The sequence below is a fragment of the Enterobacter sp. 302C9 genome, assembly GCF_034106085.1.
Taxonomy (GTDB): domain Bacteria; phylum Pseudomonadota; class Gammaproteobacteria; order Enterobacterales; family Enterobacteriaceae; genus Enterobacter; species Enterobacter asburiae_B.
Map to the genome: position 1 here is coordinate 115,497 of NZ_JAWNBW010000007.1, position 25,495 is coordinate 140,991.

The window sequence follows — 25,495 nt, forward strand, 5'->3', positions numbered from 1 at the left end:
CATGCTGAACATACGGACTGTCGCCGTGATTGGCAGCGGCACGATGGGCGCAGGGATTGCCGAAGTCGCCGCCAGCCATGGCCATCAGGTGTTGATCTACGACATCTCCAGCGATGCGATATCGCGGGCCATAGACGGGATCCGCCAGCGTCTGGCCTCCCGGGTGACGCGCGGAAAACTCTCCGCCGATGCCGGGAGCCAGATCCTCGCCCGGCTGCTTCCGGTCACCGATATCGAGGCGCTCGCCGCGGCCGATCTGGTCATAGAAGCGGCCTCCGAGCGTCTGGAGGTGAAAAAGGCGCTGTTTGCTCAGTTGGCTGAGATCTGCCCGCCGCAAACGGTGCTGACCAGCAATACCTCTTCCATCTCCGTTACGGCGATTGCTGCGGACGTCCACCACCCGGAGCGCGTCGCAGGGCTGCACTTCTTCAACCCGGCGCCGGTGATGAAGCTGGTGGAGGTGGTCAGCGGGCTGGCGACCTCTCCGGAAGTGGCCGACGCGCTGTGCGAGCTGGCGCTGAACTGGGGCAAACAGCCCGTTCGCTGCCAGTCAACGCCGGGGTTCATCGTCAACCGCGTCGCGCGTCCGTTTTATTCCGAAGCCTGGCGCGCGCTGGAAGAGCAGGTCGCGCCGCCGGAGGTGATTGATGCCGCCCTGCGCGACGGCGGCGGTTTCCCGATGGGGCCGCTGGAGCTGACCGACATGATTGGTCAGGACGTGAATTTCGCGGTGACCTGCTCGGTATTTAACGCCTTCTGGCAGGAGCGTCGTTTTCTGCCTTCGCTGGTGCAGCAGGAGCTGGTGCTGGCAGGAAGGCTGGGCAAAAAGAGCGGGAAGGGCGTCTACGACTGGCAGGGTGACAAACCCGCCGTGCAGTGGGTGCCAGCCGTGAACGACAACTACAGCCCGATGCGCGTGGAAAGAAGACGTGACGGTGTCACCGAAATTGATGATGTGTACCTGATCGAAACGCAGGGCGAAACCGCTCAGGCGCTGGCGCTGCGGCTCAACGGCCCGGTGGTGGTGGTGGACCGCATTGAGCGCGACGTGGCGGTGATTGCGTCGGCCGCCAGCAACCCGCACACCGCGACGCAAAAGGCCATCCGCTACCTGCAGCAGCAGGGTAACCGGGTGGTGCAAATTGCCGATTATCCCGGCCTGCTGGTCTGGCGCACGCTGGCGATGATTGCCAACGAAGCGCTGGATGCCCTGCAAAAAGGGGTCGCCAGCGAGAAGGACATCGATACCGCTATGCGCCTGGGCGTGAACTACCCGAGCGGGCCGATCGCCTGGGGCGAGCGTCTGGGCTGGCAGCGCCTGCTGACGCTGCTGGAGAACCTGCAGCGTCATTACGGCGAAGAGCGCTATCGCCCCTGTTCACTGCTGCGCCAGCGCGCGCTTCTGGAGAGTAGCTATGAGTCATAACGCCTGGCATAACGCCCGCGCGATGTACGAACGGGACGCCTGCGCGCAGGCGATGGGGATGGACATTGTCGACATGGACGAGGGCTACGCGGTGGTGACCATGACCATCACCCCGCAGATGCTTAACGGCCACCAAACCTGCCACGGCGGACAGCTTTTTTCGCTGGCAGACACCGCCTTTGCCTACGCCTGCAACAGCCAGGGGCTGGCGGCGGTAGCCTCAGGCTGCTCGATTGATTTTCTGCGTCCGGGCTTTGCCGGGGACACGCTCACCGCCATCGCGCGGGTGATGCATCAGGGCAAGCTGACCGGCGTGTACGACATTGAAATCCAGAACCAACAACAGAAAACCGTCGCCCTTTTTCGCGGGAAATCTCACCGCATCGGCGGCAGCGTGACAGGAGAGGCCTGATGCGTGACGCATTTATTTGTGATGGCGTTCGAACCCCGGTGGGTCGCTACGGCGGCGCGCTTGCCGCAGTCCGGACCGACGATCTCGGTGCCGTGCCGCTGCGCGCGCTGCTGGCCCGCTATCCCCAGCTCGATCTCGAGCGGATTGACGACGTGATTTTCGGCTGCGCCAACCAGGCGGGGGAAGATAACCGCAACGTGGCGCGCATGTCGTCCCTGCTGGCCGGGCTGCCGCAGACGGTGTCCGGAACCACCATTAACCGCCTGTGCGGGTCGGGTCTGGACGCGATTGGGTTTGCTGCCCGCGCCATTAAGGCGGGCGATGGCGAGCTGCTGATTGCGGGCGGCGTGGAGTCGATGTCGCGCGCGCCGTTTGTGATGGGCAAAGCCACCGCCGCGTTTCAGCGTCAGGCGGAAATCTTTGATACCACCATCGGCTGGCGATTTGTGAATCCGCTCATGCATCAGCAATTCGGAACTGACAGTATGCCGGAAACGGCAGAGAATGTAGCTGAATTGTTAAATATCAGCCGTGCCGATCAGGACGCGTTCGCGCTGCGCAGCCAGCAGCGTACCGCGCAGGCTCAGCAGAACGGCATTCTGGCGCAGGAGATTGTGTCGGTACCGGTGCCGGGAAAAAAAGGGACGGTCACTGAGTTCAGCGTGGATGAACATCCGCGCGCGGACACCACGCTCGAACAGCTCGCCGGGCTAAAAACGCCGTTTCGTAAGAACGGGGTGGTCACGGCGGGGAATGCCTCCGGCGTCAACGACGGCGCAGCGGCGCTGATCGTCGCCAGCGAGAAGATGGCGCTGGCGCAGGGATTGGTCCCGCGCACGCGGATCGTGGCGATGGCGACGGCGGGCGTGGAGCCACGTCTGATGGGGCTCGGCCCGGTCCCGGCGACCCGCAAGGTGCTCGAGCGCGCCGGACTCAGCATTAACGATATGGACGTTGTCGAGCTTAACGAAGCTTTCGCCTCGCAGGCGCTGGGCGTGCTGCGTCAGCTGGGCCTGCCGGATGATGCCGCGCACGTTAACCCGAACGGTGGCGCGATTGCGCTGGGCCACCCGCTGGGCATGAGCGGTGCCAGACTGGCGCTGGCCGCGAGCAACGAACTGCACCGACGCGGCGGGCGCTACGCGCTGTGTACGATGTGCATCGGTGTGGGTCAGGGCATTGCCATGATCCTTGAGCGTGTTTGAGCATAAAAACAATGTGAGTACCCTACAATGACAAATACAACAAAGCTTGATCCGATTGAAACGGCCTCCCTTGACGAGCTACAGGCGCTGCAGACCGAGCGTCTGAAATGGACGCTGCATCACGCCTACAACAACGTGCCGATGTACAAACGCAAGTTTGACGCGGCGGGCGTTCACCCTGACGATTTCAACGAGCTGGCGGATATCCGCAAATTCCCGTGCACCACCAAGCAGGACCTGCGGGATAACTATCCGTTCGATACCTTTGCCGTGCCGATGGAGCAGGTGGTGCGTATTCACGCCTCATCCGGCACCACCGGCAAACCGACCGTTGTCGGCTATACGCAGGGCGACATCGACAACTGGGCCAATCTGGTGGCCCGCTCCCTGCGCGCCGCGGGCGGCAGCGCGAAGGACAAAATTCACGTGGCGTATGGCTACGGCCTGTTTACCGGGGGGCTGGGGGCGCACTACGGCGCCGAGCGTTTAGGCGCGACGGTGATCCCGATGTCCGGCGGCCAGACGGAGAAACAGGCGCAGCTGATCCGTGATTTCCAGCCGGACATGATCATGGTGACGCCGTCCTACTGCCTCAACCTGATTGAGGAACTGGAGCGCCAGATGGGCGGCGATGCCAGCGGCTGTTCCCTGCGCGTGGGCGTCTTCGGCGCCGAGCCGTGGACGCAGGCCATGCGTCGCGAAATCGAAAAACGCCTGGGCATTACGGCGCTGGACATTTATGGCCTCTCCGAGGTGATGGGGCCGGGCGTGGCGATGGAGTGTATCGAAACCGTCGACGGCCCGACCATCTGGGAAGATCACTTCTACCCGGAGATCGTCAACCCGAACGACGGCACGCCGCTGGATGACGGGCAGCAGGGCGAACTGCTGTTCACCACGCTGACCAAAGAGGCGCTGCCAGTGATCCGCTACCGCACCCGCGACCTGACGCGCCTGCTCCCGGCCACCGCGCGCAGCATGCGTCGTATGGACCGCATCAGCGGGCGCAGTGACGATATGCTGATCATCCGCGGCGTCAACGTCTTCCCGTCGCAGCTGGAAGAGGAGATCGTCAAGTTCGAACACCTTTCTCCGCACTATCAGCTGGAGGTGAACCGTCGCGGGCATCTTGATTCACTTTCCGTGAAGGTGGAGCTGAAAGAGAGCAGCTTAACCCTGACCCACGAGCAGCGCTGCCAGGTGTGCCACCAGCTGCGCCACCGCATTAAGTCGATGGTGGGGATTTCCACCGACGTAATGATTGTTAACTGCGGCAGCATCCCGCGCTCGGAGGGCAAAGCCTGCCGGGTGTTTGACTTGCGTAAAGCTGCGGCCAACGGTTGAGTTTCCCTCACCCCGGCCCTCTCCCAAAGGGAGAGGGTGTAAACAGTTCCCTCTCCCAAAAGGAGAGGGTGTAAAAGTTCCCTCTCCCTTTGGGAGAGGGTTAGGGTGAGGGGCTATCCCAGAATCCTATGCTATGATTCATCCAGGACAAAAATAACAACAGAATGAATCACATGAATAAACTCGACGCCTTTATCCAGCACGCGGTCAGCTCCGTTCCCGTCAGCGGAACCTCGCTTATCTCCTCGTTATACGGTGACGCGCTTTCCCATCGCGGCGGTGAGATTTGGCTCGGTAGCCTGGCCGCCCTGCTGGAAGGCATGGGGTTTGGCGAGCGCTTCGTGCGTACCGCGCTGTTTCGCCTCAACAAAGAGGGCTGGCTGGACGTTTCCCGCATCGGGCGTCGCAGCTTTTACCGCCTGAGCGATAAGGGGCTTCGTCTGACGCGTCGCGCGGAGAATAAGATTTACCGCGCGGAACTGCCCGCCTGGGACGGCAAATGGCTGTTGCTGCTCTCCGAAGGTCTGGATAAAACCACCCTTGCCGACGTCAAAAAACAGCTGATCTGGCAGGGGTTTGGCACGCTGGCGCCGAGCCTGATGGCCTCGCCGTCGCAGCATCTGGCGGACGTGCAGTCTCTGCTTCACGATGCCGGAGTGGCGGAAAACGTGATTTTCTTTGAAGCCCACTCGCCGCTGGCGCTCTCCCGCGCCGCGCTGCGTTCGCGGGTGGAGGAGTGCTGGCAGCTAACCGAGCAAAACGCGATGTACGAGACGTTTATCAACTCGTTCCGTCCGCTGCTGCCGCTGCTGAAAGAGGCCGCGCCGGAGGAGCTGACGCCGGAACGCTGTTTCCAGATCCAGCTGCTGCTGATTCACTTTTATCGTCGCGTGGTGCTGAAAGATCCGCTGCTGCCGGAAGAGTTGCTGCCCGCGCACTGGGCGGGGCAAAGCGCCCGACAGCTCTGCATTAACATCTATCAGCGTGTCGCGCCGGGGGCGCTGGCGTTTGTCAGCGAGAAGGGCGAAACCTCCGTGGGCGAGCTGCCCGTGCCCGGCACGCTCTACTATCAACGCTTTGGTGGTCTTACAAGCGCATAAGGAGTGAAGATGCCAGTTTATCAAATTGACGGTCTGACGCCGGTCGTGCCGGACGAGAGCTATGTTCACCCGACGGCGGTGCTGATTGGCGACGTGATTCTGGGCAAAGGCGTTTACGTCGGTCCTAACGCCAGCCTGCGCGGTGATTTTGGCCGTATCGTGGTGAAAGACGGTGCCAACATTCAGGACAACTGCGTGATGCACGGCTTCCCGGAGCAGGACACGGTGGTGGAAGAGGACGGGCATATCGGCCACAGCGCCATTCTCCACGGCTGCGTGATCCGCCGTAATGCGCTGGTGGGCATGAACGCGGTGGTGATGGACGGCGCGGTCATCGGTGAAAACAGCATCGTCGGCGCGGCGGCGTTCGTGAAGGCGAAAGCGGAGATGCCCGCCAACCATTTGATCATCGGCAGCCCGGCCAAAGCGATTCGCGAGCTGAGCGAACAGGAGCTGGCGTGGAAGCAGCAGGGCACGCGGGAGTATCAGGTGCTGGTGGAGCGCTGCAAGCTAACTATGCACCAGGTGGAGCCGCTGCGAGAAGTTGAGCCTGACCGGAAACGACTGGCGTTTGATGAGAACTTAAGGCCGAAGTCGGCGGTGTAGGGCTCAGACCGTCTTTTTTCGCCATATCCATCAACAGCGCGATGCCGATGTAATTACTCCAGTTAAAGGTATTTTGCAGCACCACCACCGCATTGCCTTTTTCTTTGTCATAGCCGATAAAGCTGGAGTAACCGCCGATATAGCCGACCTGATAGGTGATTTTTTCCAGACCGATAAAGTCGGTGGTCCAGGCAATACCCTGTACCCCGTCGGGACGTTGAATATCGGTATTTCTCACTTCGGCAAAGACATTGTCCAGCAGGGGACTGTGGGTTGTCGAGACGTGATAGCGGGCATAGGCCGCCAGATCTTCGGCGTTGCTGTACAAGCTCGCTGCCGCCACCATGTTGTTGGAAAAATGCCAGTCCGGGGTGAGCTGCCCGCGCGGGATGAATTTAGGCTGATCGCCCGCGTGGCCGAGCGCACGCTGCGGGTAGCCTTTGAGCTGCTGGGGAATAAAGCTGCTGTTAGCCATTTGCAGCGGACGGAAAATATAGCGCGAGGCTAAACTCTGGATATCTTCGCCGGTTTTGTGCTTCAGGATATAGCCGATCAGGGCGTAGCCGGTATTGGAATATTGCGGCACTTTATTCTTTGGCGCCCGCCAGTCGGCGAGGTAACGCAGCACGTTATCGCTGTCCAGCTCGCTATAGAAATTTTCGCCCGTGCTTAAATAGCCGATAAATTTTCCAAGCATCGGAACATCCATATTCTGACGCGGCAGGCCGGAGGTGTGGGTTACCAGTTCGAGCAGGGTGATTTTTTGTGCATCCGCGCTAAGCGGCGTCCCCGGCGGAAGCAATGTCGCCAGGTTATCGTACCAGTTCAGTTGCCCTTCATTGACCAGACAAGCCACCACTTCCGCCGTGATCCCTTTGCTGAGCGAGCCGAGCGCAAACAGGGTGTCGGGCCTGACCGGATAGCGATTGACCGCATCGGTTACGCCCCAGGTGTAAAACTGCGGCGAGCCGTGATTATGGATCACCGCGACCGTCATCCCGGGAACGGATTTTTGCGCCATATAGTGACGCACCACGCTGTCAACGTCGCCATCCAGCGAATCATGGGTGAGAAGTTCCTGAGTACCTTCCGGGGAGGACATCTGTGAGAGCGTGCCACAACCGCTGAGGAGTGGGAGAGTAAGCAGAAGCCAGCGAATTTTTTTTGTTATGTTCTGCATACCTGATAGCGAGTGTGGTGGTCATTGGCGCGCCAGGAATGTATCACAAATAGCCTGCCTGAATGTAAACTTTCTAAACGGCGGCGGCCCTGTTGATGGTCACCGTGAATTTTTCGGCCAGCCTTGAGGGATTTCAGTATGACTCGCTTTTATCAACTTACCGCCACCCGCCTGGATGGCCGCCTTATCTCAATGGACGACTATGCGGGAAAGGTGGTTTTGGTCGTCAATACCGCCAGCCAGTGCGGCTTTACGCCGCAATATGCTGGCCTTGAAGCACTATACAAGAAATACGCCGATCGAGGATTAGTGGTGCTGGGCTTCCCCTGCAACCAGTTCGGTAAACAGGAACCCGGCGGCGCCGACGAAATCTCGAAAACCTGTTACATCAACTACGGCGTGAGCTTCCCGATGTTTGAGAAGGTTGAAGTTAACGGTAGCGCAGCGCACCCGCTGTTTTGTTATCTGAAAAACGAATTGCCCGGCGTGCTGGGTGAGCGGATCAAGTGGAACTTTACTAAGTTTCTGATCGGCCGCGACGGTAAACCACTCAAGCGTTTTGCACCGATGACCACGCCAGAGAAAATGGAGAGGGCGATTGTGGAGGCTTTGGGGAGGTGAGAGTTTTGGTGAATGGAATTAACCATGAGTCGGGCACTTCCGGAATACCCGATGTCCGCTTTGTGCCAGGAGCGGACTTTTAGTTCGCTGTAGTACCGTTTATAACCGTATGAGATGGAAAATAATGAAGCCGCCAACTGGCGGCTTTTGTGCAGGAAGGTAAATTTAGCAGTATTCGATAATATCAAACCCTTCATCAGCCGTTGGCTCTTCGAAATAGCGCGTTATGATGTCAAATTGTTGATCTGAGGCAGAAAATTCATGCACGCCTTCTGCATTACGGGCGCGCAAGCGGGATTTACATACTTCATCAGAAACTTTCAGATAGTGCAGCTGATTACTGGCACCTGACTCTTTAATAATGCTCATCATCCATTCACGATTTGTTTGTGTGTTTGCCGGGAAATCAAGAACTACTGATAAACCAGCTTTGAGTAGTGACACCAGATGAGGCTTCATGGCATTTCTTAGTCTTAATGAATACTGCACATAATCAGATATGGATTGCATTTCATTGGTAAAGAGGGCAGCCAGCCAGCGATCCTCGCTGACAATTACAGTCCCAGGTGATGATCCTAATTTTGCTGACAATGTGGATTTTCCTGATGCAATTTTTCCACATAACAAGTGCAAGACAGGTTTTTCAGGCGTCGCTACTGCATTTGTGTCCATTCTTTACCTCACTGGATTGTTACCGGTAAGGCCCGCCTTACCGGCGGGAAAATGGCGAACGTTATCCCACCTGAGTCAGACAGGTGATAATAATCATTGAATAGGTTAGGACTGAGTGTGTTTTCATCGTCATTCAACTTAACAGGGCCTGAATGCAAAATCAGCAATTTTTTCACTTATATACTGAGTGTCCGCTCCGAGCTCAAAACTGCTTCAGGAACTATGAAACAACTGCGTTATTTAACAATTTGCGGTAGTAACCTTTATTGATATAGCTTTATTGCTTTTGTGTTAATTTAAATTGGTACTATTTGCTTAAGGAGATATGCGTGAACATCACCATCTGCAAACCAGACGAATATCCTGATTTGGTTGATATTTTTATCGAGATGGAAAACTATTATAACCAGGATGTTTGCTTGTCCAGGAGTGACATGACCGCATATCTGAGGGATAAGGTCCTTGCAGTCGACTCTCATACTGAAGTTCACAAAGTGGTTTGTGAAGGAGTAATAGCTGCGTTTTCATGTGTCTCAGTGATGTACCCTTCACCACGTTTCAGCGGGCAAATGTTTATCAAAGAGCTTTTTGTTTCAGCACCTTTCAGGAGGGCTGGAGTGGGTAGAAAGCTGATGAGTTTTATAGCCAGCCGGGCTCAAGAGCGGGGGTGTTTACAACTCGATTGGTTATCTGTGGCAGCAGACCCACTGGCGCAAAAGTTTTATGAGTCTTTCGGTGCTCAGGTTATCAAGAGTGTTAACTATCATCGGGTTTTTGGCACAAAAATAGATGAGCTTGCCCGCAGTGCCGGCTGAAGTACCCAGAAATAGACTCACAACGTTGGTGTAAATAGCATAAGGGTACGCCCACTGTTCGCTCAAAGCAGGCGTTTCCCACTACAATGCTGCTTTCCAATAACCCATTTACCCCCGCAGCTACGGCGTAATCGTCAGCCCGGTAAGCAAGCCTTCCGGGCTGAGCAGGCGAGTGACGGTTTGCCCCCACGGTTCCAAACGGTTAGCAACCAGCAGCCGATAGCCTTTTTCGCTCAGAACGCGGGTAGCCGAGTCCAGATCCTGTACCTCATACTCAACCCATCCCTGCGGTATCGGGTGCTCAACTGGCCACTGTTCTTGTCCAAAGCAGGACGCAGCCGCCTGTGCGAGCGGCCAGACGGCGAAATGCTTCACGCCTTCCAGCTGATCCTCCTCAGTGAGCAGATAATCGGTGTTTCCCTCCATCGGCTTCAGCGGAAGGCCGAGTGTCTGAACATAAAACGCGCTGCTGGACTCCGTATCCCGCGAAATGGGCCCGAACCCGGCGACGAACAAGACATCAATTTCTGGTAACGTCTGCGGCATATCCACTCCTGAATGAGGTGAAATTCACCCTGAATTTATCTTACGAACGGCGGAAATACGACTCTCAAAACTGGTATCGCGTTCACCGTGCCTGCACGTCCACGACGGGATTAAAATTTAGCGCGATAACGATCAGCAGCACGACTCCCGCACTCATGATCAGCCATGCGCTGGTCAGCGAGACCGAACTGTCGCGAACGATCCCCGCAATTAACGGCATAAGCGCGGCGATCGTGTATCCGCCTCCCTGAACTTTAGACAGCAACTTCCCGGCCTGTGCGGGCGTTCGCGCATGATCGAACGTGACGATGAGCGACAGCGGGAAGAGGGCGCCGATCCCGGTACCAAGCAGCAACGTGGATAATACCGGCGTCGTACCCGGCGCAAAGACCAGACACAGTAATCCTGCCAGCAGCAACAGCAATACGGCGATCAGCGGCACGCGACGATCGGGGAATTTACCGATCAGCGCGGAGACGGCAAACCCGGCGACAACCTCGGTTAACGTCAGCCAGGCCAGCATGTAGCCGCTGCTGCGTGCGGACCATCCCGCCTGAATATAGAGCGGGGGCAGCCAGGCCAATACCAGCGTGTAGGCGCCCGTTCCCACGCCGAAAAAGAGCAGCAGTAACGCTGTCCGGGAGGACGAGAGCGTAACGGTTTCGCGTGCTGTTTTTTCCTCCTGAGGATGCTTAACCAGCGGTAACCACAGTATCAGCGCCAGCAGCGCTAACAGCCCGGCCATTGCCAGCGCGGGCTTCAGCGTGAGCCATGAGAACAACGGCTCTGCGCTGGCGGCGGCGACTGCCGCTCCGGCCATAATGCCCGTGCTGAAGAGCGACATCACCGTGCTGGCCGTTTGCGTATATTCCTTTTTTATCAGGGCAGGCATTAACGCCTGGATCGTGCCTATGCTGGCCCCGCCCAGTAACGCGGTGCCCATAAGACTCTCCGGTGAGGCGCTAAAACCGCGCAGCAAACAGGCCGCAAGCAGGATAAAGAGCCCGAGCATAATGCCTCGTACGGCGCCGACTCGGGCTAAAAGCCAGGGGCCACACAGGGCGGCAAGCCCCATCATCGCGACCGGCAGGGTGGTCAGCAGGCTGAATTGCGTAGCGGTCAGCCCCGCTTCGCGCTGCAGCACGGAAAACAGCGGTCCGACAGAAGCCAGTATGGGGCGCAGGTTCAGCCCGACGATAAAAGCGATAACGGCGAAGAGTAAAGGCGACGTGCGTTTCAACATGGAGTCCTTTTCGGTTGTGAATGGCCCGGGCAAATCGCACGAGCATTTATCTTAACGTTAAGATAAAATATGTTTTTGCGTAAGATGTACCGCACAACAGGATAAATTCGCACGCCATCAGGGGTGAAAATGCAAGATCACGTAGACTTCGTTGTCGGCCAGTGGAGCCGCGCCATGCCGGAGCTGGACGCCTCGTCGATGAAAATTTTTGGCCGAATGCTCAGGCTGATGAAGCATCTGGGAAAAGAATGGGCGCAGGCGATGGCGCAGTTTGGCTTTCGCGAGGGCGAGTTTGACGTGCTCGCCACGCTGCGTCGCGCCGGTGAGCCGTACTGCCTTTCCCCCACGCAGCTCTATAAATCGCTGTTGGTAACCTCAGGGGCGATGACGAACCGGCTCAGCCATCTCGAACAGCTTGGGCTTATCAGGCGAATTGCCGATCCGGATGACAAGCGCAGCACCCTCGTAAGCCTGACACCGCACGGGCAGGAGCGCATCGAACAGGCGCTGATCGTCCATACACAAACGCAAAATGCGCTGCTGAGCCACTTGTCTGACGCGCAGCGCGCGCAGCTTGAGTCCCTGCTCAGGGAGCTGCTGATGACGTTCCCGTCTGAGGACCTGAGCGACAAGTCACCGAGTGCCGATAATACAAAAACTGCATAGCTAAACCTCACAGAAAGGGAATGTATGTCTTTACCACGACTGTATGCGCTGCGCGCTTTTGAAGTTGCCGCGCGGCTGAACTCCTTCAGCAAAGCTGCTGAAGCACTGAATATCACGCCGGGCGCGGTCAGCAGGCATGTCCGGACGCTCGAGCAGTGGTTCGACTGTGAGCTCTTTAAACGCCAGGGGCCGAGAGTGGAGGTCAGTGATGCCGGACGTATTCTGGCCGGACAGCTCAGCGAAAGTTTCTCGAATATTGAGTGGGCCTGTCGCGCATTCAGAAGCGAAAACCACCTTCTGCGCCTCAAAGCCCCCAGCACCCTGACGATGCGGTGGCTGCTGAATGTGCTTAAATCCTTTCGCGAGAACCACGCGAAGCCAAAAATTGAAATTGCCAGCGTCTGGATGGACTTCGACACCGTTGACTTCAGCCGTGAGCCCTACGATTGTGCGATCCTGCTCGGTAATGGCTATTTCGGCGAGTCTACGGAAAGCCGGCTGCTCTTCAGTGAATGGCTCATTCCGGTTTGTACCCCGTCGCTGCTTGAGTCTGCCCGGCATCAGCTCCCAGAGTGCGATCTTATCCATCCCTCTCCGGACAGACGGGACTGGAAGCGATGGCTGAAAAGAACCGGGTCATTCCCCGGGCTCGACGTGAGTCGTGGAATAGTGTTCGACACCCTGGAGCAGGGAAGCCTGGCCGCCATGCACGGTCACGGCGTGGCGATGGCCGACCTCCGCCTCACGCTCGACGCGCTGAAAAGCGGCCTGCTCGCGCTGCCCTTCAGGGAAGCTATCGCAACCGGCGATGGCTACTACCTCGTCTGGCCGAAAAATTCGCTCAGAAGACAGAGTATTGAACAGTTGCTGGCGTGGCTTAACCTTAATGCGCCGGTGCTGCCTTCGTTGGATATCGTCTGTCTTGATTACAACGAAAAGCGGGTTTAGTAAATAGCGGAATATTTAGTGAAGGATATTCCGCATATAGAACATATTTATGCGTAGGGAATATTTGCCATATCTTTATATCGCTCCGGCAGGGCGCTGTTCAGGTTGAGTAATTTATCCAGAATATAAAGCGCAGGCGTTCCCTTTGCTCGCTCGGCGTCGATCAGCGCAGTGCGTAACAGATTGGCAGCCGAGGTCATGTCACGGAAATACTCCTGCGATTCACGCGTCTGAGCTTCGCCTGACGCGGCGTAACGCACCTTTGGCCAGTCCGCAAAGTCCAGCAGCGGAAGGATCCCATCCTCTTTTGGTAAATGCGCTGAGAGCAACTCTTCGGCGTTACCCGGATTGCCTTGGGCGAAAGCCAAAAGATGCAGTCGATGGATGAAGGGCGATAGCGCTTCTGAGCTTTCCTTTTCTGCTGAAAGTAACATTATCAACTCATGCACATTTGTTTGGGCGCTAAATTTATGAGGCGAGATAATATTCAATACAGGGAATAAAACATCGAGTGTCATAGGTGCTCCATACAGGCTTAGTATTATTTATTTTTCTATCCCAGGGGTGAATGGATGGTATTTCAGGTGCGTCACTTTTTAAAAACGATAAATAGTGGGAATCAATGTGAGTTTTACTCAACGTTGCGCTTTGGGGGCGATCGCGCGCATCCTCACGCTGCAGCGATTTGTTTCACAAATGCCATCGCTCATCGACCGTTCCGGATGGTATAACGTCGTGCGGCTAAAGGGTTGCCGTCCGCTGACTCCATTCACAAAGGTGTATATGAAACAAATTACGTTCAGTGACCTGCAGCAACAAAGCGAGCAGGCTGCCAATTCTCCTCGCTTACGCGCGCACCGCAATTTACATCCCGAGCTGAGCGACCCGGTGCAGCGCCTGGCTATCGCGATGGAGCCTGGGACCTATGTTCGCCCTCATCGCCACCCGCACACGTTTGAACTGCTGACGGCTCTGAGCGGTCGCTTTCTGGTGTTGAATTTTGATGACGGCGGTAACGTGACCCAGCGCGTGGTGTTAGGTGAAGACTGCAAAGTGCTGGAGATGGATGCCGGTACCTGGCATGCCGTGCTGTCGCTGGATAAAGGCGGCGTCATTTTCGAGGTAAAACACGGCGGCTATCAGCCTGTTCCGGAGCACGATACCGCCCAATGGTCACCGGCTGAGAACGCGCCCGGTTGCGCGGAGCTGATGAAATGGTACGCCCAGGCGCAGGTGGGTGACGGGGGTTTTACCCTGTAAACCGGTGAATTTTGATAAAAATAATCACAAAAAGGATGTGCGTATGTTGAAAAGATTAGTCGCGGGGCAGATGAGCTTACCGATGACTTTCTGGGGATGGGGATTCTGCGGAGGTTTTCTGCTGGGTCTCATTGGGCTTGCTGGAGTGCATACCGGTCACCCGGCAATGGTTCCGCTTTCCTATATCCTTAAAGCCATTCTGTTCAGTGCTGTACTTTCCGGCATTACTTTCATTCTGCGTCGAAAAATCACAGTCTTGGGTGGAGTCGCTTTTTTTATTATTCTGATTCAGGTGATTATGAGCGTAGTGATGGCGATTGGCCTTTTCTCGTTATTTTTTGAATAATCGCTGGAAAGAGAGTTCCGGTTAGCCAGCAGGATTAAAAGATCGCCCCTGACGGTGGTAGGTGATAACGAGACACGCGCTTCCTTCTGGCGAAGGAGGCGCGCCTTTGCTGTGACTGGATAGCCGGGATTATTTAAGACTCTCTAGCCCCTGCAGGAAATCCTCTACCTGCTCAGGCGTCGCCGTGTCTGCCTGGTAAAGGATATCGAGCTTAACGTTCTTCAACCCGCTGAAGCCAAACACGCCTTCGATTATCTGCGTCTGAATCGCCGTCGAATAGCCGTGTTTGTCGAATCCGGTGAGATCGCTGCCGCCGGTAGCGATCAGGCGGACGGGAACGTCGCGTAAGCTGCCCACAATCCGGCCATCGTCGGCCACCTTATACGCCCAGTTCAGGGTTAATACGCGATCGAACCAGCCTTTCAACAGCGCGGGGACCGACCACCAGTACACGGGGAAGACAAACACCAGCATATCCGCTCGCTCGACGCGCTGCTGCTCGCGCAGAATATCGTCGGGAAGGGCGCTCGGATCGCCGTGATACAAATCGAGATCGGCGCGGGTCATCGCCGGATTAAACCCTTCAGCATGCAGATCGGCAATCTCAACCTGCGTACCTTGCTCGCGTAATTTTCCGGCAATACGGGCTGCCAGCGAATGGGATAACGAATTGTCGACAGGATGAGCCGTCACGATCAGTGCGTTATTAATGGCATTTGTAGCAGACATAGCGACCTCGAATGGGTGAGAACTGACGCCTATATTACTATTGGTAACTTAGGTGTCAATCCGCCCCCAGCGATCATTTTGTGCTATTCACGTAGGTCTCCAGCACGCCGGTCATGGCGCCGCTGAGCGTATTTTCCGCCACGTTCCGGGCGAGCACGCCGTTGCCCGCGGCGGTGCTGAGCGCGTCCGCCGCGCCAATGATGGCCGTCAGTACCGCTTCTCCCTGAACGCCTTTCAGCGCGACGAACGGGGAAAGCGCGGTACGCAGGCAGTCGGCGCATTCGGCCACGCATGCCTCACGAAACGTCTGCAGCGCGTGGGATCCGGACAGCGCCGCGGCGATTGGGCCGGTCTCCGGCCCGGCACTAATGGCGCAGTCGATATAGGCGGCGCTGAAAAAGCGGATCGTCTTCTCCAGCGTTTTGCTGTCGACCGCCAGCGTCTCGCGGAATTTCGCCAGCTGCCGATCGCTATAGTCCCGGTACAGCGCCATCAGCAGCCCTTCACGATCGCCAAAGTGGTCGTAGGGGATAGGCTTGGTCACGTTGGCCCGCTCGGCCAGGTAGCCAAGAGTTAGGGCCTCCGTGCCTTGTTGACGAACGATTCCGCGCGCAACCTCCAGCAGCTGCACGCGGCGGTCCTCTTTTCTTAAGCGCTTAACAACCATGCTTTCCTCTGAAGTGTTATCTACTCATGGTAGTTTACACGTTTTCTGTTCGGTGCTGCACGCGTTGTTCCGATGGTCGGATCCGGAACCAGATCGCATACATCGCGGGCAGGAAGACGAGCGTGACGATCGTCCCGCCCAGCGTTCCGCCTATCAGCGTGTAGGCCAGCGTACCCCAGAACACCGAATGCGTCAGGGGAATAAACGCCAGCACGGCGGCCATGGAGGTCAGCAAGACCGGGCGCGCGCGCTGGACCGTCGCTTCAACCACCGCCTGGAACGGCTCGAGGCCCTCCTTCTGGTTATGATCGATTTGACCGATCAGGATCAGCGTATTGCGCATCAGAATGCCGGAAAGGGCGATCAAGCCGACCAGCGCGTTGATGCCAAACGGCTGATTGAAAATCAACAGCACGGGCACTACGCCAATCAGCCCCAGCGGCGCGGTTAAGAACACCATCACCATCGCCGAGATTGAGCGCACCTGCAAAATGATGATCAGCAGCGTCAGGGCAATCATGATCGGAAACAGCGGGATCATGGCCTGCGTGGCTTTGCCCGATTCCTCAATCGAACCCGCCATGTCGATACGGTATCCGGCCGGCAGCGCGTCAACAATCGGCTGGAGCTGCTTCATGACGGCGACCGACACATCTGGTGGCTGAAGATGGTTAGCGATATCGCCCCGCACGGTAATCGTCGGGGTGCGATCGCGACGACGCAGGATCGGATCTTCCATACCGATCTCAATCTTGCCGATTTGAGACAGCGGAACGCGCTGTCCCGCATTGCCGACAAGGGTGAAACCCTCGATTTTTGCCGGGTCAAGACGGATATCTCCCGCCGCGCGGCCAATCACCTCCACCGAGCGAATATCCTCCCGCACGGAGGTGACGGGCACGCCTGAGAGCAGAAACTGAAGCTGATCGGCAACGGCACTGGAGGTTAAGCCGGTCGCCTGCAGGCGGTTTTGATCGAGAATGAAATGCAGGACGGGAACGCGCGACCCCCAGTCGGTGTTGACGGTTCTCATCATCGGGCTCGCCTGGAGCACGGCTTTCACCCTGTCAGCGATGTCATGCACCTGTTCGACATCCGGCCCCGACACGCGCCAGGCAACCGGGAAGGGCGAGTACGGGCCAAACACCAGCTGTGTCACCCTCACGCGCGCTTCGGGGGCAAGGCCGTTGGCGACCGCTTCTCTCAGCCGGAGCTTGAGCGCCTCGCGTGACGTCTCGCTGTCCGTCAGGATCACGATTTTCGCAAAAGACGGGTCGGGCAGTTCTGGCGCCATCGCCAGATAAAAACGGGGTGAACCCTGACCAATATAGGCCGTGACAATTTTGGCTTCGGGCTGCTGGCCCAGCCACGCTTCGATTTTTGCGGTTGCGGCGCTGGTTTGCTCAATCGAGGTACCGTAGGGCATCTGCACCTCAACCAGCACTTCCGGGCGATCGGAGGTCGGGAAGAATTGTTTTTTAACCAGCCCCATGCCGAGCACGGCCAGGATGAAAATGGCGACCACCAACCCGGCCACCCGCCATTTTCTGGCGATAACGCGGGCCAGCAGCCGGCGAAAACGGTTATAGCGAGGCGTGTTATAGATGGCGGCATGACCCCCTTCGACTTTCGGGATCGCCGGCAGGATCTTCACCCCAAGATAGGGCGTGAACACCACCGCGACAAACCACGAGGCAATCAGAGCGAGGCCGACGATCCAGAACATATTGCTGGTGTATTCCCCTGCGGTCGACTGGGCAAAACCATTCGGCATAAAGCCAATGGCCGTCACCAGGGTACCGGCCAGCATGGGCGCGGCGGTATGGCTCCAGGCGAAGGCCGAGGCTTTGATTCTGTCGTAACCTTCCTCCATTTTCACCACCATCATTTCGATGGCGATGATGGCATCATCAACCAGCAGGCCGAGGGCGAGGATCAGGGAGCCCAGCGTAACGCGGTCAAAGTTTATCCCCGCGGCTTCCATCACCACGAAAACGACAGCCAGCGTCAGCGGTACCGCCGCCGCAACGACAACACCCACGCGCCAGCCCATGCTGACAAAACACACCACCATGACCACAAGCAGGGCGACGAAGAATTTGATCATGAACTCATCGACCGACGAGCGAATATTCACGGACTGGTCTGTAACTTTGGTCAGGGACATGCCAAGCGGCAGGCTATCATTTATTTTTGCCGTTTCCGCATCCAGCGCTTTCCCCAGCGCCAGACCGTTCCAGCCTTCACGCATCACGATGCCCAGCAGAAGGGCGGGCTCATGCTGATTGCGTATCAGCATCGTCGGGGGATCTTCGTAGCCTCGCTCAACCGTTGCCACATCGGACAGCTTGAGCGTTTTGCCCTGAGCATTAAAAGGCGTATCGCGGATTTTCTGCAGTTCATCGAACGCGCCGTCCAGGCGGATAAAAATCTGCGCGCCTCGGGTCTCAATGGAGCCCGCCGCGGCTAACGCGTTCTGGCTGTTGAGGGCGTTGAAAATGTCCTGGGGTGAGAGCCCTATCGTCGCCAGACGGTCGTGGGAGAAGGAGATGTAAATCCGCTCGGCCTGTTCGCCGATAATGTTCACTTTCTTCACGCCGGGAACGTGCAGAAGCTGCTGGCGCAGGCCTTCGGCATCGCGTACCAGCTGCCGCTGCGGTTCGCCTTTCGCTTTCAGCGCAAAGAGGGCAAAGTTGACATCCGAGAATTCGTCATTGATCATCGGGCCGATGACGCCCGCCGGAAGACGCTGCGATTCATCTCCGAGCTTCTTCCGCGCCTGATAGAACTCCTCCTGCACTTCGGCTGGCGGGGTCTTGTCCTGCAATGACAACGTGATAAACGCCATGCCGGGACGGGTATAGGTTTCGGTACGGTCATACCATTTGAGTTCCTGCAGGCGCTTTTCCAGTGGCTCGGCGACCTGATCCTGAATTTCCTGCGCGGTCGCGCCCGGCCAGACGGTTATCACCGTCATTTGCTTTACCGTGAAGGGCGGATCTTCCGCGCGCCCGAGCCCAAAGAAGGCGTAAATTCCGGCAATCGTGACCAGAACGATCAGAAACAGCGTGACGGAACGTTCGCGGACGGCCAGCGCCGACAGGTTAAAGCGGCTTCCGCTCATGGTGTGTTCTCCGCCAGGGCGGCATTGCGCTGCTTAGCAAGCCTGACGACCTCACCCTCGTGCAGAAGATGGGCGCCTAACGCAACAATCTTCTCACCGGGCTTCACGCCGCCCGTGATCTGCGCCGCATCTTCACCCACGCTCAGCACCCTGACGGGCGTCCATGCGACCTTTGCCGGCTGGGCGGAAATGCGCCAGACGCCGGGACCTTTTCCTGCATCATAGAGTGAAGCCAGCGGGACCTGCATGACCTGACCTTCCGCTTTATTGTCCTGAACGTTCAGCGTGACGGTCGCCCCCAGCGGCGCGTTCGCCAGCAGGCCATCCAGCACGTAGCGGGCTTCATACGTGCGGGTCGCGGCATCGGCCGAATCAGACAGCAGGCGCAGCGTTGCGGTGACAGGATGTTTTTCATTGCCATACAGCGTGGCCTGCGCTTCGCTGCCGACGGCAGGGCGCAGCGTTTCCGGAAGCTGGACGAGCGCTTCACGCTGCCCGGCTCTGGCGAGCCTGATCGCCACCTGTCCGGCGCTGACGACCTGACCCGGCTCGGCGAGCGTCTCCATGACCACGCCGTCTGAATCCGCCAGCAGTACGGCATAGCCCGTGGCGTTTTGCGCCACGCTGGCCTGCGCCCGGGCGGCGCTGAGATCGGCCCTGGCCGTATCGGCCGCCGCTTTGATCTGGTCATACTCCGAGGCAGACACCGCGCCGGACGCCACAAGACCGCGATAGCGCGCCTCATCGCTGGAGGCTTTGCGCGCGCGCGCCTGAGCCGCATCCACCGCGCGCTGCTGCGCCTGAGCCTGTAACTTCAGGTCAACCGGATCCAGGCGCAGCAGGGGCTGGCCCTGTTTGACGGTCTGGCCCGTATCGACCAGCCGCTCAAGGATTTTTCCCTGAACCCTGAAACCTAAATCGCTTTGCGTTCTTGCGACCACCACGCCCGTGAAGGCGCGGGCGCTATTGTTCGCAAGCTCGACGGAGGAGGCTCTGACGAGCGGTGGCTTGGTGCGCGGATCGTCACTCGCGGAAATATCGCCGCACGCCACCAGGGCAAACGGCAGGAGACAAACGGCAACGCGGGCTGAAGTGAGCCTGAGCATGGGAAACCTTTTTGACGTAACAGGACGGTATCCGCATTCTCTGACTAGTGACCGAAATTGTCAATGGTCACAAATTAGGGGGCCAGGCTTCTTAAAATCAGTGAAGAGAGTAGCACTGCCGCCGTGGGGGCCATTTCGAGGTTGTACTGAAGCTGAACGGGGTTAATGTAAGGGCACATCACCATGTAGACGGCACAGGTGACTTCATCCAGCGGCGTTTTTCTTTCAAACTCGCCGGCCTGCCTGCCTTCGATAATGATGCTTTCAATCAGCTTCATCAGGCTTTCACTGTACTTTTGCGTGGAAGGCCACTGCTCCTGCGCGGCGACGGCGGCGATGTCGTATAGCTTACGGTCGTGGAAAAACAGCTCGCTTCCCGCCTCGGTGAGCGCTTTGAAAAGGCGGCGTAATTTTTCGCTTGCCGACGGCGCATCCTCGATGGCGGAAAGCACTGCCGCCATGATCAGCTCCAGGCGGTTAGCGCAGATCACCTCGCCGATAGCCTGTTTGGAATCGAAAAATTTATAAATGTAGGACTTTGAAAAACCAATGGATTTAGCCAGTTCGGCGACGGTGGTTTTTTCATAGCCGTAGTGGCCGAAGTGCTCAAAAGCCGCTTCGACGATTTGCTCTCTGACAGCGTGATCAAGGGGACCACGTGATGATGGGGGATTCATATTTTTAGTCATTATTTAAGCTTAGCGTGACGGGCTACGATTAACAACGAGTGACCATTTTGAGATTTGGTTACCGTCATTCATCATGCGCCGTTCAGACGGGACGATCAACCAGGTGCGGTAAGTGTATCACTGTTTTTCGTGCACTATGGCATCTATCTGCCTGCGATAAGCGTGGATTTCAGCGCAACTCCCTTGCGCTGAACAGGACTGTTTTTGCTTAGGCCGAGCGTGGACGCAATATTTTTTCAACGATGAGCACCAGACGCCTGCGCGTCACGAACCGGTGTAGCTGCCCCAGAAGCCAGTTACCGCATCCGGTAATCAGGTAGTTACGGTTGCTCTCAACGGCCTTCAACGCCAGGGTGACCACCTTGTCAGCGGGCATTCGTTTACCGACCGAGGCTTCCTCAGCATTCACCACATCAAAAAAGGCCGTATCCGTTGCGCCGGGGCAAAGCGCCAGGACGCGAATGCCCCTGGAGCGATACTCTCCCCACAACGCGTTCGAAAACGAGAGCAGGAAGGCTTTGGTTGCGCCATAAATCGCCATATAGGGATCCGGCTGCATCGCGGCCGTTGAGGCAACGTTAATAATTACCCCGGAGCCCTGCTGCAGCATTCCCGGCAGCAAGGCGTGAGTCAGCTCCACGGGGGCCATGCAGTTTACGTTTATCTCATCACGCTGCCTGTCGATGGACAGCTTTTCGAATGGCCCGTAGGTGGCGAAGCCGGCGCAATTGATCAGAATGTCGGGGACGCGTCTTAAGGTTTCAAGCCGTTCCACAATGTGGGGAATGGCTTCCGGCTTCACTAAATCCTGCACGATAATCGTGATGGAGACGCCGTGCTTTCTGACTAACTCTACGGCAAGCGCCTGCAGCTTTGGCTCGCTGCGGGCGACCAGGATCAAGGCCACGCCGCGGGCGGCGAGCTGCCGGGCAAAATCACGGCCTATGCCCGACGACGCTCCGGTAATCAGCGCTGTTTTACCTGTATAATCAAAAGAATTCATATGTTTAATCCCGTTTCCCTAATGTATGCTGCACAGCATAAACCGTGCACTTAGGTACACGGTCAAGCGTGATTTTTACAAGGTGAGGGCGACGCGATGCGAATTGGTGAACTGTGTGCGAAAACGGGATTGTCGAAAGAGACGGTGCGTTACTATGAGCGACAGGGGCTATTAGAGAATATCCCGCAGCCCAATCGCAGCAATAACTATAAAGTCTATTCCGCCGTCGATTTACAGCGTTTAAACATGATCAAGCATGCCAAAATGCTGGGTTTTACCTTAGCTGAAATTTCAGAGGTTTTGGCTGTCTGGGTTGACGACAAATTTACCGCTGAGCAAAAACAGGCGTCTCTGCGCCACAAGCTGCAGCAGCTTGAAGAGAAAGAAGCGGCGTTAATTGAACTCAGAGCCAGGTTGAAAAACGCCCTTAATAAGGTCGGCCAGCCTTGTGTCGACACGTTTTGAACGCCGGGTGAGAGGAGGCCGCAAAACCGATGCGGCCTTATCTGTCATGCAGCCAGTTCAGGCATCTGCTCCTTCACGAAATTCAATACTTTCCTCGCGTCGAGAGAGGCATAGGGCAGGCTCTCAATAATGGCGATTGAACGCGTATTGCCCACCGTTTCTTTTATCTCATCGAGTTTGTACTGAATGTGCGGGGCGATGAGGAAACCATCGAAAGCGGGAGCGACGCTGGCGAAGTTATCCAGCCCAACAGCGCTAATCATCAGCGGATAGCCTTCGCGTTCTGCCAGAGACTGCATTTTTTTGGCGAGAGAGTTTGCGGTATTACCAAACAAACAACAGATCAGAAGCTTTTTCATATTTTGTACCTCCTGAAAACCGCACACAGAGTAGTCCTGAGGTTGTCACCGAAATGCGCGCCATCTCTTATTTTGGCGAGAAATTAACCGCAGATGCCTGACGCGATTTAATTTTACTGTTTTTTTAGCCAGTCGAGAAAAAACTGGCTAAACGCCGTGACCTGAAGCGGCTGCAGTTTGCGCTGGGGGTAAACAAGCTGCAGGCCGACATCTTTGCGATCGTATCGGCTAAAGCCGGTGAAGCTGTCGGCAAACAGTACCGTGAGCCTTCCGGTTTCAACATCGTCTTTGACGTCCCACCACGATTTCCCCGCGATGCCAGCTCCGCTGAGTGCCCACTGACGAAGCAAAGCCCCGTCGTCGCACACCATGGCTGGCTCTACGCGAACGACGCTTTCCTCGCCATCTTTTTCAAAGCGCCATTCGTTCATCACCACGCCCTGAGACTCAAGCGCCAGGCACCGGTGCTGAGCTAAATCGGCAAACGTGGAGGGAATTCCGCGTTCGTTAAGATACTCCCCGGAGGCGACCAGCACCCGATGGTTCGGGCGGATGTTTCTGACGACAAGGCTGCTGTCCGGCAGGTTGCCGAAACGCACGCTCATATCCAGCCGGTTAGCGACCAGATCCTCAACGTGTTCTCTTAACGAGATGAAAAATTTAACGTCGGGATGGCGTCGGGAGAATTCCACGACGGCGGGGCTAAGATACTGCCTGCCAAAGTCCGAGGGCGCAGAAAGGCGAATGTTGCCGCTGAGCACGCCTTCCTTTTGCGTCAGTAACGACTCGGCGTGATGCACTTCTTCCAGCACGCGCAGCGCGGCATGGTAAAACTCTTCCCCGGCGCGGGTCAGCGTGATGGATCGCGTTGAGCGGTGAAACAGGCGCGTCTGGTAACGCTCCTCAATCGCCTTCAGCCTGGCCGTCATGGTGGCGGGGGAAAGCGACAGGCGTCGCCCGGCGGCAGAAAGACCGCCAGCCTCGGCAACTTCCACCAGTAACGCCATGTCTTCGAGTTTACCCATTATTCATATATTCCGAAAAGTGCATCTTATTTTAGCGTAATTATCAAAATCAGATGCCGACTGTAAAGTGATTTCATCCAAACCATAAGGGATGAAAACATGCAACGTACCTCACTTTTTGAACGCTACAGGCTGGGTCAGCAGGACCTGAAAAACCGTATCGTCATGGCGCCGATGACCCGCGCGCGCTCCCTTCAGCCGGGAAATATTCCCTCGGCGCTGATGGCGGAGTATTACCGACAGCGGGCCAGCGCCGGATTAATCATCACGGAAGCCACGCAGATTTCGCCTCAGGGCCAGGGATACTCATGGACGCCCGGCATCCATTCGCCTGAGCAGGTTTCAGGATGGCAGCTCACCACGGGCGCCGTGCATCAGGCGGGCGGGGTGATTTTTTCGCAGCTCTGGCACGTCGGGCGGATGTCGCACGCCAGCTTTCATCAGGATGGTCAGCCGGTCGCCCCGTCAGCGCTGGCGCCGGACGCGCAGGTGTGGGTGGTGAATGAAAAAGGCGAAGGCCAAATGGTTGACTGCCCACAGCCGAGAACCCTCTCGCGCAAGGACATTCACAGCATCATCGCGGACTATCGTCAGGCGGCACTGAATGCCGTTGTGGCCGGGTTTGACGGCGTGGAGGTTCACGGCGGAAACGGCTATCTGATCGACCAGTTTCTGCGGCAAACCTCCAACAAACGCACGGATGAGTACGGCGGCACGCTGGCGAACCGGATCCGCTTTGCTCAGGAGGTGTTAAGCGCCATTGCCGAGGCCATTGGCCGCGAGCGTACGGGCATTCGCCTTTCCCCGTTTATTACCCAGCGCGGGATGAACGATCCGCAGGTGACGGAAGCCATACTCGCTCTCGCGGCCTGGTGTGAACAAGAAGGGATTGCGTTCATCCACCTGGCGGAGGCCGACTGGGACGATGCGCCGCAGGTGCCTGAGCCGTTCCGACAATCGCTTCGCGAGACGTTTAGCGGAACCCTTATCGTCGCGGGGAACTATGACCTTCAAAAAGCGGAAAAGATCCTCGCTGCCGGCTATGCCGATTTGATTGCCTTCGGACGGCCATTTATTGCTAACCCGGATTTACCCCACCGTCTGGCGCACCAGCTGCCTCTGGCCCAGGTGCGCGATCCCGCCACGCTGTTTGGCGGCACCGCGACGGGATATACCGATTACCCCATTTACACCCTGCAGGAGAAGACGTTATGACCCGTAAAACCTTAATTATCGGCGGCGCTTCCGGCATCGGTTTCGCCGTGGGCAGCCTGCTTGCCGGGCGCGGCGAGGAGATTATTCTTGCGGGCCGCGACGGCGCGAAGCTGGACGCTGCGCGGCAACGGCTGAGCGCCCACGCCGCGTCTGTTCATACCCTCGTGCTGGATATCAGCCGTGAGGCAGAGCTTGTCGCACTCGGTGAAACGCTTGGTGAGGTCAATAATATCGTCGTTACGGCGGGTTCACAGGCACCGGGAGGGCTTCTTTCCGGGCTGGATCTCCGCGCGGCAAGGCTGGCTTTTGATACAAAATTCTGGGGAAGCATCAATGTCGCCCGCTATCTCAGCGGGAACATCGCCCCCGGCGGTACGCTGACGTTTACCAGCGGGTTCGTGGCGCGTCGCACCGTGGCGGGCGCCATTGTTAAAACGACGATGAATGCCGCCATCGAGGCCGCGACAAAAGTGCTGGCGAAAGAGCTTTCACCGCTGCGCGTCAACGTCGTGAGTCCGGGGCTGACCGACACGGAAGCGTATGCGGGCATGGACGCCGCCGCGCGGGAAAAAATGCTCGCTGGCGCGGCGGAAACCCTGCCAGCCAAAGCCTGGGGAAGGGCGGAGGACGTGGCGCAAGGATATCTTTTCGCCATTGATAATCCCTTTGTCACGGGGTCGGTCATTGATATTGAAGGCGGGGCGTTAATTAACTGACCCTCTC

The 25,495-nt window shown here is 57.3% G+C and carries 28 protein-coding genes; 15 read left to right on the plus strand and 13 right to left on the minus strand.

The features are described 5' to 3' along the window. The first annotated feature begins 1 nt into the window (after window position 1). The 6 genes from paaH (at window position 2) to paaY (ending at window position 6,093) form a co-directional block, all read left to right on the plus strand. Window positions 2-1,426, plus strand: coding sequence for a 3-hydroxyacyl-CoA dehydrogenase PaaH (gene paaH, locus UR289_RS14870; protein ID WP_320710701.1), 1,425 nt, complete (start codon window positions 2-4; stop codon window positions 1,424-1,426). Next, window positions 1,416-1,838 carry a hydroxyphenylacetyl-CoA thioesterase PaaI gene (paaI, locus tag UR289_RS14875; protein WP_320710704.1) on the plus strand — a complete coding sequence of 141 codons (423 nt, stop codon included), beginning with the start codon at window positions 1,416-1,418 and terminating at the stop codon, window positions 1,836-1,838. Before paaH ends, paaI begins: the two co-directional genes overlap by 11 nt. Then, window positions 1,838-3,043, plus strand: a complete 1,206-nt coding sequence (pcaF, locus tag UR289_RS14880; RefSeq protein WP_320710705.1) for a 3-oxoadipyl-CoA thiolase — start codon at window positions 1,838-1,840, stop codon at window positions 3,041-3,043. The genes paaI and pcaF overlap by 1 nt, the downstream gene beginning before the upstream one ends. A gap of 27 nt (window positions 3,044-3,070) precedes the next feature. Further along, window positions 3,071-4,387 carry a phenylacetate--CoA ligase PaaK gene (paaK, locus tag UR289_RS14885; RefSeq protein WP_045888536.1) on the plus strand — a complete coding sequence of 439 codons (1,317 nt, stop codon included), beginning with the start codon at window positions 3,071-3,073 and terminating at the stop codon, window positions 4,385-4,387. 164 nt (window positions 4,388-4,551) lie between these two features. Further along, entirely contained in the window at window positions 4,552-5,487 is a 936-nt protein-coding gene (gene paaX / locus UR289_RS14890; protein WP_181593208.1) for a phenylacetic acid degradation operon negative regulatory protein PaaX, read from the plus strand. A 9-nt stretch (window positions 5,488-5,496) separates the two neighbouring features. After that, a complete protein-coding gene (gene paaY, locus UR289_RS14895; protein ID WP_033145432.1) occupies window positions 5,497-6,093 on the plus strand; it encodes a phenylacetic acid degradation protein PaaY in 597 nt (198 codons plus the stop codon). On the opposite strand, the gene UR289_RS14900 is transcribed toward paaY, so the two are convergent. After that, entirely contained in the window at window positions 6,002-7,273 is a 1,272-nt protein-coding gene (locus UR289_RS14900) for a serine hydrolase domain-containing protein (RefSeq protein ID WP_033145433.1), read from the minus strand. The two genes, paaY and UR289_RS14900, sit on opposite strands and share 92 nt — an antisense overlap. 138 nt (window positions 7,274-7,411) lie before the next feature. Here UR289_RS14900 and UR289_RS14905 point away from each other — a divergent pair, with 138 nt between their 5' ends. Then, complete coding sequence (locus tag UR289_RS14905) at window positions 7,412-7,894, plus strand: glutathione peroxidase (protein WP_320710707.1); 483 nt, start codon at window positions 7,412-7,414, stop codon at window positions 7,892-7,894. Window positions 7,895-8,059: 165 nt separating this feature from the next. Here the strand turns inward: UR289_RS14905 and UR289_RS14910 are convergent, their stop codons facing one another. Continuing rightward, window positions 8,060-8,566: an AAA family ATPase gene (locus tag UR289_RS14910; RefSeq protein WP_069302768.1), complete on the minus strand. Its 507-nt coding sequence runs from the start codon at window positions 8,564-8,566 to the stop codon at window positions 8,060-8,062. A 329-nt stretch (window positions 8,567-8,895) separates the two neighbouring features. On the opposite strand from UR289_RS14910, the gene UR289_RS14915 reads away from it, so the two are divergent. Further along, on the plus strand, window positions 8,896-9,381 hold the full coding sequence (locus UR289_RS14915; protein WP_193139202.1) for a GNAT family N-acetyltransferase: 486 nt from the start codon (window positions 8,896-8,898) through the stop codon (window positions 9,379-9,381). Window positions 9,382-9,501: 120 nt separating this feature from the next. Here the strand turns inward: UR289_RS14915 and UR289_RS14920 are convergent, their stop codons facing one another. After that, entirely contained in the window at window positions 9,502-9,927 is a 426-nt protein-coding gene (locus UR289_RS14920) for a VOC family protein (protein WP_320710710.1), read from the minus strand. Window positions 9,928-10,009: 82 nt separating this feature from the next. Beyond that, complete coding sequence (locus UR289_RS14925) at window positions 10,010-11,170, minus strand: MFS transporter (RefSeq protein ID WP_320710711.1); 1,161 nt, start codon at window positions 11,168-11,170, stop codon at window positions 10,010-10,012. 129 nt (window positions 11,171-11,299) lie between these two features. Between UR289_RS14925 and UR289_RS14930 the strand changes: the two genes are divergently transcribed. After that, window positions 11,300-11,836, plus strand: a complete 537-nt coding sequence (locus UR289_RS14930; RefSeq protein WP_320710713.1) for a MarR family transcriptional regulator — start codon at window positions 11,300-11,302, stop codon at window positions 11,834-11,836. 24 nt (window positions 11,837-11,860) lie between these two features. Beyond that, window positions 11,861-12,784 (plus strand): LysR substrate-binding domain-containing protein, encoded by a 924-nt coding sequence (locus tag UR289_RS14935; protein WP_320710715.1) that lies wholly within the window; start codon window positions 11,861-11,863, stop codon window positions 12,782-12,784. A gap of 47 nt (window positions 12,785-12,831) precedes the next feature. On the opposite strand, the gene UR289_RS14940 is transcribed toward UR289_RS14935, so the two are convergent. Then, window positions 12,832-13,302 (minus strand): hypothetical protein, encoded by a 471-nt coding sequence (locus UR289_RS14940; protein ID WP_320710717.1) that lies wholly within the window; start codon window positions 13,300-13,302, stop codon window positions 12,832-12,834. A gap of 265 nt (window positions 13,303-13,567) precedes the next feature. On the opposite strand from UR289_RS14940, the gene UR289_RS14945 reads away from it, so the two are divergent. Both UR289_RS14945 and UR289_RS14950 read left to right on the plus strand, forming a co-directional pair. Then, window positions 13,568-14,044 (plus strand): WbuC family cupin fold metalloprotein, encoded by a 477-nt coding sequence (locus UR289_RS14945; RefSeq protein ID WP_033145441.1) that lies wholly within the window; start codon window positions 13,568-13,570, stop codon window positions 14,042-14,044. Window positions 14,045-14,087: 43 nt separating this feature from the next. Continuing rightward, a complete protein-coding gene (locus UR289_RS14950; RefSeq protein ID WP_033145442.1) occupies window positions 14,088-14,390 on the plus strand; it encodes a hypothetical protein in 303 nt (100 codons plus the stop codon). A 129-nt stretch (window positions 14,391-14,519) separates the two neighbouring features. On the opposite strand, the gene UR289_RS14955 is transcribed toward UR289_RS14950, so the two are convergent. The 6 genes from UR289_RS14955 to UR289_RS14980 all read right to left on the minus strand — a co-directional run bounded on the left by UR289_RS14955 (window position 14,520) and on the right by UR289_RS14980 (window position 21,708). Next, window positions 14,520-15,119 (minus strand): NAD(P)H-dependent oxidoreductase, encoded by a 600-nt coding sequence (locus UR289_RS14955; RefSeq protein WP_320710720.1) that lies wholly within the window; start codon window positions 15,117-15,119, stop codon window positions 14,520-14,522. 73 nt (window positions 15,120-15,192) lie between these two features. After that, window positions 15,193-15,786 (minus strand): TetR/AcrR family transcriptional regulator, encoded by a 594-nt coding sequence (locus UR289_RS14960; protein ID WP_096150149.1) that lies wholly within the window; start codon window positions 15,784-15,786, stop codon window positions 15,193-15,195. Window positions 15,787-15,820: 34 nt separating this feature from the next. Continuing rightward, on the minus strand, window positions 15,821-18,910 hold the full coding sequence (locus UR289_RS14965) for an efflux RND transporter permease subunit (RefSeq protein WP_320710723.1): 3,090 nt from the start codon (window positions 18,908-18,910) through the stop codon (window positions 15,821-15,823). After that, window positions 18,907-20,016: an efflux RND transporter periplasmic adaptor subunit gene (locus UR289_RS14970; protein ID WP_320710725.1), complete on the minus strand. Its 1,110-nt coding sequence runs from the start codon at window positions 20,014-20,016 to the stop codon at window positions 18,907-18,909. Before UR289_RS14970 ends, UR289_RS14965 begins: the two co-directional genes overlap by 4 nt. Before the next feature lie 74 nt (window positions 20,017-20,090). Continuing rightward, window positions 20,091-20,705, minus strand: coding sequence for a TetR/AcrR family transcriptional regulator (locus UR289_RS14975; RefSeq protein WP_087822516.1), 615 nt, complete (start codon window positions 20,703-20,705; stop codon window positions 20,091-20,093). A 208-nt stretch (window positions 20,706-20,913) separates the two neighbouring features. Further along, the gene (locus UR289_RS14980; RefSeq protein ID WP_033145447.1) at window positions 20,914-21,708 is read right to left on the minus strand and encodes an SDR family NAD(P)-dependent oxidoreductase; all 795 of its coding nucleotides are present in this window, start codon (window positions 21,706-21,708) and stop codon (window positions 20,914-20,916) included. 96 nt (window positions 21,709-21,804) lie between these two features. Here UR289_RS14980 and UR289_RS14985 point away from each other — a divergent pair, with 96 nt between their 5' ends. Continuing rightward, window positions 21,805-22,173, plus strand: a complete 369-nt coding sequence (locus tag UR289_RS14985; RefSeq protein ID WP_087822518.1) for a MerR family transcriptional regulator — start codon at window positions 21,805-21,807, stop codon at window positions 22,171-22,173. A 44-nt stretch (window positions 22,174-22,217) separates the two neighbouring features. Here the strand turns inward: UR289_RS14985 and UR289_RS14990 are convergent, their stop codons facing one another. Continuing rightward, complete coding sequence (locus tag UR289_RS14990; protein WP_033145449.1) at window positions 22,218-22,532, minus strand: PTS sugar transporter subunit IIB; 315 nt, start codon at window positions 22,530-22,532, stop codon at window positions 22,218-22,220. Between the two features lie 113 nt (window positions 22,533-22,645). Next, entirely contained in the window at window positions 22,646-23,557 is a 912-nt protein-coding gene (locus UR289_RS14995) for a LysR family transcriptional regulator (protein ID WP_033145450.1), read from the minus strand. 99 nt (window positions 23,558-23,656) lie between these two features. Between UR289_RS14995 and UR289_RS15000 the strand changes: the two genes are divergently transcribed. Beyond that, on the plus strand, window positions 23,657-24,772 hold the full coding sequence (locus UR289_RS15000) for an alkene reductase (RefSeq protein WP_182932045.1): 1,116 nt from the start codon (window positions 23,657-23,659) through the stop codon (window positions 24,770-24,772). After that, on the plus strand, window positions 24,769-25,488 hold the full coding sequence (locus UR289_RS15005; protein ID WP_210867223.1) for an SDR family oxidoreductase: 720 nt from the start codon (window positions 24,769-24,771) through the stop codon (window positions 25,486-25,488). The genes UR289_RS15000 and UR289_RS15005 overlap by 4 nt, the downstream gene beginning before the upstream one ends. Window positions 25,489-25,495: the final 7 nt, after the last annotated feature.